This is a genomic window from Corynebacterium tuberculostearicum, assembly GCF_046097255.1.
GTDB lineage: Bacteria > Actinomycetota > Actinomycetes > Mycobacteriales > Mycobacteriaceae > Corynebacterium > Corynebacterium tuberculostearicum_J.
The window spans coordinates 1,808,447-1,821,425 of the sequence record NZ_CP175770.1 but is presented as its reverse complement, the minus strand read 5'-3'; the positions used below and the strand labels follow the sequence as shown (position 1 = coordinate 1,821,425).

12 protein-coding genes are annotated in these 12,979 nt (G+C 58.8%); 10 read left to right on the top strand and 2 right to left on the bottom strand.

Annotated elements, in window-relative coordinates; all coding sequences use genetic code 11:
* From ACKFRY_RS08675 to ACKFRY_RS08665, 3 genes are all read left to right on the top strand, one after another.
* On the top strand, positions 1 to 1,008 hold the full coding sequence (locus ACKFRY_RS08675) for a hypothetical protein (RefSeq protein ID WP_408922674.1): 1,008 nt from the start codon (positions 1 to 3) through the stop codon (positions 1,006 to 1,008).
* Positions 1,009 to 1,135: 127 nt separating this feature from the next.
* The gene (locus ACKFRY_RS08670) at positions 1,136 to 2,008 is read left to right on the top strand and encodes a ParA family protein (protein ID WP_040425292.1); all 873 of its coding nucleotides are present in this window, start codon (positions 1,136 to 1,138) and stop codon (positions 2,006 to 2,008) included.
* A gap of 6 nt (positions 2,009 to 2,014) precedes the next feature.
* Complete coding sequence (locus ACKFRY_RS08665; protein ID WP_408922673.1) at positions 2,015 to 2,812, top strand: segregation and condensation protein A; 798 nt, start codon at positions 2,015 to 2,017, stop codon at positions 2,810 to 2,812.
* Here the strand turns inward: ACKFRY_RS08665 and ACKFRY_RS08660 are convergent.
* Positions 2,809 to 3,375 carry a GNAT family N-acetyltransferase gene (locus ACKFRY_RS08660; protein ID WP_250413124.1) on the bottom strand — a complete coding sequence of 189 codons (567 nt, stop codon included), beginning with the start codon at positions 3,373 to 3,375 and terminating at the stop codon, positions 2,809 to 2,811. The genes ACKFRY_RS08665 and ACKFRY_RS08660 overlap by 4 nt on opposite strands.
* 88 nt (positions 3,376 to 3,463) lie before the next feature.
* On the opposite strand from ACKFRY_RS08660, the gene scpB reads away from it, so the two are divergent.
* The 5 genes from scpB to ACKFRY_RS08635 all read left to right on the top strand — a co-directional run bounded on the left by scpB (position 3,464) and on the right by ACKFRY_RS08635 (position 8,795).
* The gene (gene scpB / locus ACKFRY_RS08655; RefSeq protein WP_408922672.1) at positions 3,464 to 4,018 is read left to right on the top strand and encodes an SMC-Scp complex subunit ScpB; all 555 of its coding nucleotides are present in this window, start codon (positions 3,464 to 3,466) and stop codon (positions 4,016 to 4,018) included.
* A gap of 55 nt (positions 4,019 to 4,073) precedes the next feature.
* On the top strand, positions 4,074 to 4,985 hold the full coding sequence (locus tag ACKFRY_RS08650) for a pseudouridine synthase (RefSeq protein WP_005324678.1): 912 nt from the start codon (positions 4,074 to 4,076) through the stop codon (positions 4,983 to 4,985).
* Positions 4,985 to 5,680 carry a (d)CMP kinase gene (gene cmk, locus ACKFRY_RS08645; protein ID WP_408922671.1) on the top strand — a complete coding sequence of 232 codons (696 nt, stop codon included), beginning with the start codon at positions 4,985 to 4,987 and terminating at the stop codon, positions 5,678 to 5,680. Before ACKFRY_RS08650 ends, cmk begins: the two co-directional genes overlap by 1 nt.
* The gene (gene der, locus ACKFRY_RS08640) at positions 5,673 to 7,253 is read left to right on the top strand and encodes a ribosome biogenesis GTPase Der (RefSeq protein ID WP_408922670.1); all 1,581 of its coding nucleotides are present in this window, start codon (positions 5,673 to 5,675) and stop codon (positions 7,251 to 7,253) included. The genes cmk and der overlap by 8 nt, the downstream gene beginning before the upstream one ends.
* 156 nt (positions 7,254 to 7,409) lie before the next feature.
* Positions 7,410 to 8,795 carry an anaerobic C4-dicarboxylate transporter gene (locus ACKFRY_RS08635; RefSeq protein ID WP_150850987.1) on the top strand — a complete coding sequence of 462 codons (1,386 nt, stop codon included), beginning with the start codon at positions 7,410 to 7,412 and terminating at the stop codon, positions 8,793 to 8,795.
* On the opposite strand, the gene ACKFRY_RS08630 is transcribed toward ACKFRY_RS08635, so the two are convergent.
* Positions 8,792 to 9,598, bottom strand: coding sequence for a class I SAM-dependent methyltransferase (locus tag ACKFRY_RS08630; protein WP_408922669.1), 807 nt, complete (start codon positions 9,596 to 9,598; stop codon positions 8,792 to 8,794). The genes ACKFRY_RS08635 and ACKFRY_RS08630 overlap by 4 nt on opposite strands.
* Before the next feature lie 127 nt (positions 9,599 to 9,725).
* Here ACKFRY_RS08630 and ACKFRY_RS08625 point away from each other — a divergent pair, with 127 nt between their 5' ends.
* Both ACKFRY_RS08625 and ACKFRY_RS08620 read left to right on the top strand, forming a co-directional pair.
* Entirely contained in the window at positions 9,726 to 11,066 is a 1,341-nt protein-coding gene (locus ACKFRY_RS08625; RefSeq protein ID WP_408922668.1) for an ABC transporter transmembrane domain-containing protein, read from the top strand.
* On the top strand, positions 11,066 to 12,808 hold the full coding sequence (locus tag ACKFRY_RS08620) for an ABC transporter ATP-binding protein (protein WP_408923423.1): 1,743 nt from the start codon (positions 11,066 to 11,068) through the stop codon (positions 12,806 to 12,808). Before ACKFRY_RS08625 ends, ACKFRY_RS08620 begins: the two co-directional genes overlap by 1 nt.
* Positions 12,809 to 12,979: the final 171 nt, after the last annotated feature.

Genomic DNA, 12,979 nt, shown 5'->3' with positions numbered 1-12,979 from the left:
ATGTTTTCAACTCGTGTAGCTGGCGCGGTGCTTTCTACCGCCTTGTTTTTCCCAGCGGTGGCACACGCGCAGCTGCCTCCAGAGGTAGAGGCAGCTATTGCCGCTCCCATTTCGGTTCCTGCCGGCCAGACCACGACTGTAAGCTTGCCCGTGCCGGCCGAAGCCAACTACTCCGGCGATGGGTGGAACGTGTCTGCCTCAGGTACCTCCGCTACCATCACCGCCCCGGCAGATGGCGGCCAAATCTCGGTTCCTGTCTCCGCCCAAGGCATGAATGCAACCCTGACGCTGGTAGCCGATGGTTCGGTTGCGCAGGAGGACATTCAGGAAGAAATTGACGGCGCGGAAGGCGGCCCGAACCCAGCGCCAGCGCCGGATCCGGGCTCTGATAAGCCGGCTCAAGGTGACAAGGCGCCAGCCGGAAAAGATGCCGAGGGCGGAGATGACAGGCCCGCGCCGGCGAAAGAAAATAGCAACTTGCCTGTTGTTCCAGGTAAAAAGCCGGAGCGCAAGCCTGCTGGGGAAGCCAACCTTGACGGTGCGGAATACGTCAATCTCGAATCCAAAATCGAAGGCAATACTATTACCGCAAAGATGGGCCTCAAGCAGGCCTATGACCTCTACCAGCAGTTCAAGGACACGCAAGAAAATGACGTCACGCTGCGCTACCTCGATGGCGAGGGCAATATTATCCAAGGCGTAGAGCGTGATGTGGACGCCTCTTCTCGAACCCTCACGCTGACCTATCCGGAGGGCGAGGCGCCTGATAATCCCTTCATCATGCAGTTGCTACGCAATGACGGTTCTGGGGCCGCACTCATCGTCACGCTGCAGGACCCTAATTATCAATCCGCCGCGGAAAACCTCGATGAGCGCCAGCAAAAGGACCCCAAAGAAGAAGACGGCGGCTCACATTTGGGCTGGATTATTGGAGGGGCAGCCGCGGCGGTACTCATCGCGCTCATAGCTCTGGTGGCAATCCGCAAACGCCGTTCTAGTCAACGCTAAACGCTTGATATAGGCTAAGTCTCGGTACTTTTAACCTGTAACGGGTACGCTTTAATGACAACGTTGTAATCAACCCTAAGCCAAGTGTCATGGTCCGGAACTTGGCGTCAAGGAAGCAGGTGTGACTGTGAGCGAAGAGGGTCTATTTTCTGCCTCTGACGTAGAGGTGGGGCTGACCGGTCGTCCTATCCGTGAGTTGCCAGAACCCGCACCCTTGGAAAAGCATGGGCCGGCCACCATCATTTCGATGTGTAACCAAAAGGGTGGCGTAGGTAAAACCACCTCAACCATCAATATGGGCGCCTGCTTGGCCGAGTACGGCCGTAAAGTCCTCTTGGTTGACCTTGACCCCCAGGGTGCGCTTTCGGCGGGACTCGGGCTCACGCATGACGATATCGAGGACACCATCTATGACGTGATGCTCGATAGCCACACCTCTATTCATTCCGCTATCCAGCACACCGGGGTATCGGGCTTAGATCTGGTGCCGGCGAATATCGACCTTTCCGCTGCGGAAATACAGATGGTCAATGAAGTCGGTCGCGAGCACACCCTTGCCCGCGCCCTGCGTCCCGTGCGCCGCGATTATGATTTCATCATTATTGACTGCCAGCCTTCCTTGGGCCTGCTCACCGTCAATGCCCTTGCTTGCTCACAGGGTGTGATCATCCCTATGGAGTGCGAGTTCTTCTCCCTGCGCGGTTTGGCGCTGTTGACCGATACCGTGGAAAAGGTTTCTGATCGCATTAACTTTGACCTTGAGGTTATGGGAATCCTAGTGACCATGTTTGATCGCCGGACCAAGCACGCCCGGGAAGTTATGTCCCGAGTGGTGGACTACTTTGGCGATAAGGTCTTTGACACCGTCATTACCCGGACCGTTCGGTTCCCAGAGACTTCGGTAGCCGGCGAGCCGATTACTACTTGGGCACCAAGCTCCCCGGCCACACAGCAGTATCGGAACCTGGCCAAAGAGGTCATCGAGCGCTCGACCGTTTAAGGTATCGTGACCCAGCCGGAGATTACGGGCTTTCGCATTGCACTGCGGAATTTTGAAGGCCCTTTTGACCTGCTTTTGCAGCTTATTCAGTCCAAGAAGATGGACGTGACTGACGTTGCGCTGTCAGAAGTAACGGACGAATTCGTGGCGTATACACGCCAGCTGGGAGAGTCCGCCGATCTGGATGAGACCACTGATTTTTTGTTGGTGGCAGCTACGCTTTTGGATTTGAAGGCGGCGCGGCTTCTGCCGCGCGGTGATGTCGACGATATTGAAGACCTGGAACTGCTGGAGTCGCGCGACCTCCTTTTTGCCCGTCTGTTGCAGTACAAGGCTTATAAGCAAGCAGCGGACCAATTCGCCGTGTGGCAGCGCGAGGCACAGCGTAGCTATCCGCGAGCGGTTTCCATCGAGGAGAGGTTTGCTGAACTCTTGCCTCCAGTTTCGCTCGGTCATACGTCGGCCAGCTTTGCTGAGCTTGCCGCGGGCGTGTTCCGCCCCAAGCCACCGGAGGAAGTGGCAACCGGTCACGTGCACGCCGTAGCAGTATCTGTACCGGAGCAGGCCGGCAAGATTTTGGAAACACTCAAGCTACTCGGTGCGGGCCAATGGACCAGCTTTGGTGCGCTAACCCGCGACTGTACGGTTTCTATGCAGGTAGTGGGGCGTTTCTTGGCCCTGTTGGAGTTGTACAAAGCCAAGGCAGTTGATGCACAACAAGAAGAAGCGCTGGGTCAGCTGGACCTATCGTGGACAGGCCTGGATGTTGACCCAGCGGTAGTTGCCGCAGCGAACTGGGACTAAGGCCGCTGCTGGATGAATTCCAGCGTCTCGGGGGAGAGATCGCGGTCGGAGTAGACGCGTACGTCTGGTTCCTCGGGGTTGTCCTCGGTGCCTATGCGGCGCCCTTCCCATACTTGTTGGAGCCCTTGCTTTTCGATGACCCGGATGGCCGCCGGGTGATTTGTGGTCACGCGGGCGGTAATCGGGGAGTTGGGGTCCACCTGGCGGATGCTCTTCACCGCCTCGGAGGTGATCTCGGTGGCAAAACCGGCACCCCAATGGGCGGGGCGCAGGCGGTATTTGATGTCCCAGAAGTTTGCCTCTTCGACGAAGATTGCACCGCCGACGCCGACGAATTCCGAAGGGTTGTGGCGCATATACGCGGCCCAAGGGCCGAAGTGGTGAGCGTCCCACGACTGGGAGGATGCTTGTGCGAGTGCACGCGTGGTGCGGATATCGGCAAAGCGCCCATTGGGACGGTGGCTCCAGATACGTCCGTCGCTGTAGACCTTGTGGGTCTCTTCGGTATTAGCGGCGGACAGCGGGATGAGGATGAGTCTGTCGGTGCGAGTGATGGTTTCCATGACAATATGTTAGCCGAGTCACAGTGGGGAACGAAAGTGATTTGGGGAATTTTCTGCTACTTTTTCCTCTCCAGTAAACTCGGGCGCTATGGATCTTCCCCTCATTTCGCAGCTGCGTTCCCGTCTTGAGTCCATATTGCTCGTGCTCGACTCCCCAGCCTCTGTGGAGTTATTGGCGCGTGCGCTGGGGGCAGAAAGGGACGTCGTCAGTGATTGCTTGCGTTCTATTCAGCGGGAGTTGGATAGTCGCGGTTCTGGTATTGACCTTCGCGAGACCCAAGAGGGGTGGCGCTTTTATACGCGCACCGAAAATGCCGGGGCGGTAGAAGAATTTCTCTTAGATGGCGCCCAAACCAAACTCTCCCGTGCTGCCCTAGAGACTTTGGCGGTAGTGGCTTATCGTCAGCCCGTTACTCGCCAGCAGGTGGCGGCGGTTCGCGGCGTCAATGTCGATGGTGTAATGCGAACGCTTAACCTGCGCGGATTGGTCCGGGAGCTGCCGCAGGATGATTTTGAGGGCGCCGCGCACCGGTACGAGACAACGGAATTATTTCTCGAGTTATTGGGGATCGATTCTTTGCAGCGCCTGCCTGACTTGGCGCCGCTGTTGCCTGACGTCGAGGCGATCGACGAAGAGTACTAGCGTGGGGTAGGATTGCCCAGGTAATTTCATATCTTCGAGAGAAAAGGACACGTACGTGACTCCTCCCGCTCGCCGTGACGGCACACCGGATAAGAAGCAGCGAGACAGTGACATCATTGTCTCCAATGCCAAGCCGGCCCGTCACCAGCATGTGTCAAAGAAAAAGCAGAAGGCTACTGCAGAATCCGTAGCCCGCGAATTGGGTGCCGATTGGCTGGTCGATGAAGACAAGCCCAAGGGAGAGCGCCTCCAAAAGGTGCTCGCCAAGGCAGGCGTCGCTTCCCGCCGCCACGCAGAAATCCTCATCGATGCCGGCCGAGTTGAGGTCAACGGCAAGATCATCGCCAAGCAAGGCGTCAAGGTAAACCCCTCCGTCGACGTCATCCGAGTGGACGGCGTGCGCGTCAACGTCAATGAGGAGCACGAATATTTTGTGCTCAATAAGCCGCGCGGCATGCAGTCCACCATGTCCGATGACCTGGGGCGACCGTGCGTGGGCGACGTGGTGTCAGAAAAGGTCGCAGCTGGCCAACGACTCTTCCACGTCGGCCGCCTCGACGCCGATACGGAAGGCCTGCTCATCCTCACCAATGATGGCGAGTTGGCCAACCGCTTGATGCACCCTAAGTACGAGGTGACCAAGACCTACCTCGCCACCGTATTGGGTGAGGCCGATAGGAAGCTCGTGCGACAGCTCAAGGAAGGCATCGAGCTGGAAGACGGACTGGCAAAGGCCGACTTTGCACAGGTAGTTGATACCAACCAGGGTTATTCCTTGGTGCGTCTTGAACTGCATGAAGGCCGCAAGCATATCGTGCGCCGCATGTTGAAGGAGGCCGGCTTCCCCGTGCAGCGCCTGGTGCGCACCAAGCTGCATACAGTCCAGCTGGGCGATATGAAGCCTGGAGGTCTGCGTGCCCTTAATTCCAGCGAGCTGACTAGCCTGTACAAGGCGGTGGAGATGTAATGATTTCTAATATGCCGAATGACGGTCTCATCCTTGCCGTGGATGGCCCATCTGGAACTGGAAAGTCGACCACGTGCCGTGCGCTGGCCAAGCAGCTGAATGCAAAGTACGTCGACACTGGTGCGATGTACCGAGTGGCAACGCTTGCGGTGCTGCGTGAAGGCGTCGACCCTGCTGACACCGCCGCGGTTATTGCGGCTACGGCCAATCTGCCCTTGGGAGTATCCGATGACCCGGACTCCACTGAAGTTCTCCTCGGCGGCGAGGACGTCTCGCGCGTTATTCGCGAAGACGAAGTCACCCGTAATGTTTCCGCCGTATCAGCCATTCCGGAGGTGCGCGAGAATCTGGTAGCGCTGCAGCGCAAGCTTGCCCGCGAAGCGCACCGCGCGATTGTAGAAGGGCGCGATATTGGCACTGTGGTGCTTGCCGACGCCCCCGCTAAGGCATTCATGACTGCCTCTGCCGAGGTCCGCGCGCAGCGCCGCCAAACCCAGAATGAAAAGGCGGGCATCGCTTCGGATTACGAGACGGTGCTCGCAGATGTCCAGCGCCGTGATGCGGCGGATTCTTCCCGCAAGGCCTCACCTTTGCGCCCAGCGGAAGACGCAACCCTAGTCGATACCTCCAATATGAGCCCAGAGGATGTGCTGGAAGCTCTGATTAACGTGGTAAAGGAGTCTGTCAATGACTAATCACGATCCCCAGGAAGAGTCGGAGACTCAGTTCCATTACCCAGCCGGTAAGTTCGATGACGAGGTGGTAGAAGCCTCTCCTGGTTGGGCCGCCGATGATTTCAATACCGAGGAATTCGACTATGACTTTGATGACTCGGAATTTGGTGAGGCAGATTATAGCGACGATGCGCACGCAGAAGAGCCTCTGAGTGAAGAGGAGTGGGAAGAACTCTCCCGTGCCTTTGGCGTGGAGTCCGATGACCACACCGAAGAAGCCCTGTGCACGGTGGCCGTTGTCGGTCGCCCAAATGTGGGTAAGTCCTCCTTGGTTAACCGTTTCCTTGGCCGCCGCGAAGCGGTGGTAGAGGACCACCCTGGCGTTACCCGTGACCGAATTTCCTACGTAGCGGACTGGAATGGCCAGCGCTTTTTGGTACAGGACACCGGTGGCTGGGATCCCAACGTGAAGGGCATCCATGCGGCGATTGCCCGCCAGGCAGAAGTAGCCATGGAAACCGCCGATGTCATCGTTATGGTGGTGGACACCAAGGTGGGCATCACGGAGACGGATGAGGTCATGGCCCGCCGCCTGCAGAAATCGCCTGTGCCGGTGATTTTGGTATCGAATAAGTTCGATTCCGATAATCAGTACGCGGATATGGCGGAGTTTTATGCCTTGGGCTTGGGCGATCCGTGGCCCGTATCCGCCCAGCATGGCCGCGGCGGTGCGGACGTGCTCGATGAGATTTTGCGGGTCTTCCCTGAAGAGCCCCGACAGACCGCGATTACCTCTGGACCTCGCCGCGTCGCATTGGTGGGCAAGCCTAACGTGGGCAAGTCCTCGCTGCTGAATAAGCTCACCAGCGAGGAGCGCTCCGTGGTCGACAACGTCGCGGGAACGACCGTGGATCCGGTGGACTCTCTGGTGCAGCTGGATGATCAGCTGTGGAAGTTCATTGATACCGCTGGCCTGCGCAAGAAGGTGAAGAATGCGCAGGGGCATGAGTACTATGCGTCCCTGCGTACCCGCGGCGTTATCGATGCGGCCGAGGTCTGCATCATGCTTATCGACGCCTCTGAGGAGATCTCCGAGCAAGACCAGCGCGTGCTCAATATGGTGCTCGAGGCGGGCAAGGCCCTAGTTATTGCGTTTAATAAGTGGGACCTCATGGATGAGGATCGCCGCTACTACCTGGACCGCGAGATTGATCAGCAGCTGAGCCACTTGCCGTGGGTCACGCGCGTGAATATCTCTGCGGAAACGGGCCGCGCGCTGCAGAAGCTGGAGCCGGCCATGATTGAGGCACTGGAAAGTTGGGATCAGCGTGTGTCCACGGGCCAGCTGAATAACTGGTTGCGGGAGGCTATCGCGGCTAATCCGCCGCCGATGAAGAATAACCGCCTGCCGCGCGTATTGTTCGCTACGCAGGCCTCGACTCAGCCGCCGACTATCGTCTTGTTTACGACGGGCTTCTTGGACGCGGCGTATCGCCGCTACCTTGAGCGCAAGTTCCGCGAGCGGTTCGGTTTCCACGGAACGCCTATCCGCATCGCAGTGCGAGTGAGGGAAAAGCGCGGCAAGAAGCGCTAGCAGTATGCCCGTTACGCTGGGATTATAGCACTCAGGCGAGCGATTATTGCACCGGACACGGTGTGAGAATTCGCTCGCCTTTCCGTTTATGTCCGATCATGTGGGCCTGGATAGGATATAACCAGTCAAAAGTTCTCTCGTGATGGAAGGCTCAGCATGCTAGCCAGCGTAATTGCGCCAGATTCAATTCTGGCCATCGTGCTCCAGGTCATCATCATTCTCAGTGCCCTGCTTCTGGGCACTCGTTATGGTGGCATCGGATTAGGACTTATTTCCGGCATCGGTTTGATGCTCATGGTCTTTGTCTTCGGCCTCGCCCCGGGTGAGCCGCCGGTATCCGTGATGCTGACCATCATTGCGGTCATCGGCTGCGCCGCCACCTTGCAACAGGCGCGCGGCCTAGAAGTGATGATGCAATTTGCCGAGAAATTTCTCCGCGCCCACCCAGAGCGCATTACCATCCTCGCGCCGCTAACCACTTGGTTCCTGACGGTCCTGTGCGGTACGGGCCACGTGGTCTACACGATGTTTCCGATCATCGAGGACATTGCCCTGAAGAAGGGCATCCGCCCAGAGCGCCCCATGGCCGTGGCATCAACGTCGGCTCAGATGGGTATTACGGCCTCGCCAGTATCTGTGGCCACCGTATCCCTAGCGTCCATCATCGCGGAAAACGCCGGTGCTATCGATCACGCCTATTCCATTCCGCAGATCCTCATGGTGGCTATGCCCGCCTCGCTTGCCGGTGTCATTCTTGCCTCGCTGTGGTCGCTGCGCCGCGGTAAGGACCTGGACGAGGACCCGGCATTCCAGGAGCGCATGAAGGATCCGGAGTTTGCAGAAAGCATTCACCAGTCCACCGGATCGCTGATGGATGAAGAATTTTCGCCAGAAGCAAAACGAGCAGTGGTTATCTTCCTCGTGGCTATCGCCAGCGTGGTCGCGCTCGGTGCGTTCGAATTCCTGCGCCCACTCGTCCCAGGCGATGATGGCGAGTTGAGCCCGCTGTCGATGAACCTGGTTATCCAGATGGTCATGCTTGTTGCCGGCGCAATCATCTTGCTTAGCTGCAAGGCTGACCCGAAGAAGATCGCGTCCACGCCAGTCTTTAAGGCCGGTATGACCGCAGTATTCTCGGTCTTTGGCGTGGCATGGATGGCAGATACCTTCTTCGAAGCCCATATCGATGCCCTAGAATCCAACCTCGGGTCCGTGGTCGAGGCCGCCCCGTGGGCCTACGCGGTGGTACTGGTCATCGTGTCCAAGCTGGTTAACTCCCAGGCCGCCGCCCTGGTTGCCATCGCTCCGATTGGCCTGCAGCTGGGAATTGACCCCGCCATTATCGTTGGTTTCTACGGCGCAGCGTATGGCTACTTCATCTTGCCAACCTACCCTTCGGACCTGGCCTGCATCGGCTTCGACCGCACGGGCACCACTCACATTGGCAAGTTCGTCATCAACCACTCGTTCCTTGTCCCTGGCGCCATCTCGGTGTTCACCTCCTGCGTGGTGGGCTCGCTACTGGCGCAGGTCCTGCTCTAATCCGAATCCCGTACCAGCACGAAGGCATCCGTGCGGTACGGGATGCGTAGTTTTTGCCCCGGCTTAAATCCCATGTGCTCGTAGAGGTACCAATCCAGGTTGTGGGTCATACGCTCATGGATGGCTTCGCCATTGCGCAGCCAATAGGAGCGGGTATGCATCAATTGGTGAAGCTGCTCCGGGGTAAGTTTGTTCTCCCAGGTCAAGCGCAGCTCGCGGTCTAAAGACCACGGCGCCGTATAGTCCGGGTAAAAGCCTGGCTTATGTACATCGCCGGAGTGCATGATGCGAGATAGCCGCAGGATCCAGGGGTCCGCGTTGACATCGAGCGTGTTCCACACCAGGAGAATCTTCCCGCCCGGCGCGAGGACGCGGTCAAGCTCTGCACAGGCGGCTGGCACGTCGACCCAGTGCCAGGTTTGGGCGAGGCAGGCGGCGTCTAAGGAGGCGTCGGCAAGCGCGGTGTTTTCGGCCGTAGCACGAAGGACGGGCAGGCGGAGGTGGGCTGCGAGGATTCCGGCCATATCAGCGGAGGGCTCCAGAGCCACAACCCGGGCATTGGGTAGGGACTCGGTGAGTTTTCCAGTACCGGCGCCAATATCGGCAACGGTATGGGCGTCAGCAATAAGGGCAGAAACCTCGTCCGGATAGCCGGGGCGCACATCGTGATAGGTGCTCGCGCCGCGGCGGAAGGCCTGGGCGGAAGCGGTGCGTTGCGCGGCATTGCGGAAGCCGGGGCCTTGTCTAGTGGAGGCCTTGCGGTAGCTAGGGAAGTGGCTGGGATCGGGGCGGCGAGTCGACATAGCTCATCTAACCTACCGCGAATTAGAATGGCAGCCTATGAGGACACTTCCTGCGCCATCAGATCCCAGGTGGCTGCTAAAGACCGTCTTTTCTCGTCCGGCACTCACTGTGCCGGCCGCAGTCTGCATGGCTGTCTCTTTTCTGCTTAACGGATCGACTCCAGTGATCGTGGGACATGCCATTGATGAAGCTGTGTCGAAAGGATCCGTTGACCGACTAGGCATGTGGCTGGTGGTATTGGGGGCAGCTTTTGGTCTGAATGCCATAGCCGCATGGTTCGGACGCGGCCTCAACGCGCGAGCCATGCTAGTAATTGGGCACGATGTCCGCATGGCCATCACGGATAGGATTCAGGACCCGCGGGGCCTTGCGGGTGAGCCCCGCAGCGCCGGCGAGCTGCTTGCCATCGCCTCCACAGACGCACGGCGCGTGCAGAATGCCGTTATGATGACGGTCTTTCCCGTCGCTGAGATCACCGCCATTGTGTATGTGTCGATTATGACTAGCCGTATTAACCTGCCTTTAGGCATTGCCATTTTGTGTGGCGGGCCGTTGATGGTGTGGGGCTCAGTGCGCGCGGCAAAGCCTCTGCGTACGCGTTCCGGAATCCGCCAAGCGGCGTTGGCGAAGGCCAGCTCCATGGCCACCGATGTGGTCCAGGGCCTGCGGATCCTTAAGGGCCTGGGCGCTGTAGCCACAGTGAGTAGGCGTTATTCCGCGGTGTCTGGTGACGCCTATGCGCGAACGGTAGAAGCCAATGGTGCCCAAGCCCGACTTAATGCGACCACGGAGATTTTGGGCTCGGTATATGTCATTGCGGTGGGTATTGGTGCAGGAATGATGGCTATGCGCTCCATGATTAGCGTAGGTGAACTCATTACGGTTATTGGCCTTACGCAGTTCATTATCACCCCGATGACGATGCTGGGCCGAAATATCGCCTCGCGGTGGGCGGCTGCACAGGCAAGCGCTGAGCGCATTACCGCCCTCCTCGCCGCCCCCGGGGTGGAGAAGAGTGAACCGGAGGTTCCGGCTCTCGCTCCTGGGGTCAACGTGGTGCCCGAACCTGTTCCAGAGGATCTCGAATTCTTGCCGCGCGAGCGATTCCTGGTTGTTCCACACGAAACCATGCTTTTCGAGGGGACCGTGGGGGACAATATTCATCCGGATCGCGCGGGTGCACAACGAGCCCTCTACGTGGCTGCAGGGGAAGATATCCCGGGCGGGTTGGACCGTGAGGTGGGAGAAGGCGGCCGAAACCTTTCTGGTGGACAGCAACAGCGCGTGGCGCTTGCACGAGCCATTGCTGCCGACGCAGAGATTTTAGTTTTGGCCGACCCAACTACCGCGGTGGATTCGGTGACCGAGCAGGAAATTGCGCAGCGAGTGGCGCATCACCGCGGGTCTAAGCCCACGCTTGTCTTCACCACTTCGCCGGCGTGGGCAACAGTGGGGGCGGAGCTATGATGCGGTTTCCCACGGCCTCTTGGCCCCAAGTGCGTAAGGAAGTGGGCCGCCAGCTTTCCGACGTCCCCGGTGCTCGCCCCCAAGCCGCAGCGGCCTTAGCCTTGCTTACCGCAGGCGCCGGCAGCAATGTAGCTATCCCCATCCTGTTGGGAAAGATCGTTGACGCTGTCATTGATCACGGCGCCATCGCACCCATCGGTATCTCGCTGGTGCTGGTGGCTGTGGTCTCCGCACTGTTTTCCGCTGCGGGGTTCTATGTCCTTTCGCGCCTGAGCGAGCGCGTGATCTCCGCTTTGCGGGAAGATATGGTCTCTACCGCTCTCCGCCTGCCTACCCACCGTGTGGAGGAAGCCGGCACTGGGGATTTGGTCTCTCGCTCGACCGACGACGTAGCAGAACTATCGGCAGCCGTAACCGAGACCGTTCCTGTGCTGGCGAAATCCGTCTTCGCCATCGCAACCACCGGGGTGGCACTAGTCAGCCTCAATTGGCAATACTTACTGGTAGTAGGCGCAGTTACGCCGTTATATTTCATTGCTGCGCGCCAGTACCTGCAGCGCGCTCCACAGCGCTATACCGACGAACGCGCTGCCATGGCGGAACGGGCACGCAGGCTCCTGGAGGCAATTCGCGGGCGAGAGACTGTGCGCGCCTTTGGCATGGAAGACCAGATGCATGCCGGTATTGAACGTGCCTCCGCACAGGTGGTGGACAAGGGCTACGCTGCGCGAAGGACAATGATGGTCCTGCAGCTATGGATGACGGTCATTGAGCTAGTCATGCTGGTCTGCGGTCTGGTCGTTAGCTTTTGGGTGGTGCAGTCTGGGGCCCTCACCGTTGGCGCAGTCACCGCGGCCATGCTCCTTCTTATTCGCTTGCGCGGTCCGCTCATGGGATTGATGCGAGTCATCGATACCGTTCAATCCGGCTATGCCTCCCTGTCACGGATAGTTGGGGTGGTCATGGATCCGCCACGGGCGGTGCCAGACTTCGGCGCCCCGACCCCAGGTGGAGTTGCCGAATTAAAAGAAGTGAGCTTCAGCTACGAAGACGGCGGCTGGGCCGTGAGGGACGTAAACCTTAAGCTTCCCGCTGGACACACCGTAGCTTTAGTGGGAGCCTCTGGTGCGGGAAAGACCACGGTTGCTGCTCTTCTAGCCGGGCTGCGGGTGCCTGCTGCCGGAACAGTCGTGGTCGATGGAGTAGAGGTATCGGCCCTTTCTGATTCCGAACGGGTGGCGCGTTTAGCGATGATTTCCCAAGAGGTCCACGTATTCTCAGGAACCCTGCGCGAAGATTTGTCCTTGGCCGCCCCGCAAGCCTCAGACGCACAAATGGAAACTGCACTACAGCGCGTCGGCGCACAGTGGTATCTGCAGCTAGAAGAGGGCCTAGATACGGTCATTGGCGCACAGGGGATTCACCTAGACCCAGTAGCAGCGCAGCAGCTTGCGCTGGCGCGAATATTGCTTTTAGATCCCAAGATCGTCATCATGGATGAGGCCACCGCAGAGGCCGGATCGGTGGGGGCAGAAGCTCTGGAAGAAGCCGCCACAGAGGTCACCCGTGGGCGAACCGCACTGGTAGTGGCGCACCGACTAGACCAAGCCGCACGAGCCGATAGCATCGCCGTGATGGATAACGGGCGGGTGGTGGAGCAAGGCAGTCACCACGAACTGTTAAATTATGGTGGCCGCTATAAGCAACTATGGACCGCATGGCAGAAGGGACGACAAAGATGAACGCGAGGTCGCTACGGGCCGTGGTTGGTGCGGTAGCAGTTTGTTTCCTTGCGGTTGCCGGCGCATCATGTTCGGCCGATTCGCCCGACTCCGCGCCTCAAGCAGTCCCAACTGAGACGAAAAACCTAGGGATTCCAACCTCCGCACCTTTGAGCGGACCAGAGCCGGGAA

What these genes read in the sequence shown, in the direction of transcription:
- ACKFRY_RS08675 (WP_408922674.1), top strand. Translation starts at nt 1, where the DNA reads ATGTTTTCAACTCGTGTAGCTGGCGCGGTGCTTTCTACCGCCTTGTTT.
- ACKFRY_RS08660 (WP_250413124.1), bottom strand. Translation starts at nt 3,375, where the DNA reads ATGGAAACCATCACTCGCACCGACAGACTCATCCTCATCCCGCTGTCC.
- scpB (WP_408922672.1), top strand. Translation starts at nt 3,464, where the DNA reads ATGGATCTTCCCCTCATTTCGCAGCTGCGTTCCCGTCTTGAGTCCATA.
- cmk (WP_408922671.1), top strand. Translation starts at nt 4,985, where the DNA reads ATGATTTCTAATATGCCGAATGACGGTCTCATCCTTGCCGTGGATGGC.
- der (WP_408922670.1), top strand. Translation starts at nt 5,673, where the DNA reads ATGACTAATCACGATCCCCAGGAAGAGTCGGAGACTCAGTTCCATTAC.
- ACKFRY_RS08635 (WP_150850987.1), top strand. Translation starts at nt 7,410, where the DNA reads ATGCTAGCCAGCGTAATTGCGCCAGATTCAATTCTGGCCATCGTGCTC.
- ACKFRY_RS08630 (WP_408922669.1), bottom strand. Translation starts at nt 9,598, where the DNA reads ATGTCGACTCGCCGCCCCGATCCCAGCCACTTCCCTAGCTACCGCAAG.
- ACKFRY_RS08625 (WP_408922668.1), top strand. Translation starts at nt 9,726, where the DNA reads ATGGCTGTCTCTTTTCTGCTTAACGGATCGACTCCAGTGATCGTGGGA.
- ACKFRY_RS08620 (WP_408923423.1), top strand. Translation starts at nt 11,066, where the DNA reads ATGCGGTTTCCCACGGCCTCTTGGCCCCAAGTGCGTAAGGAAGTGGGC.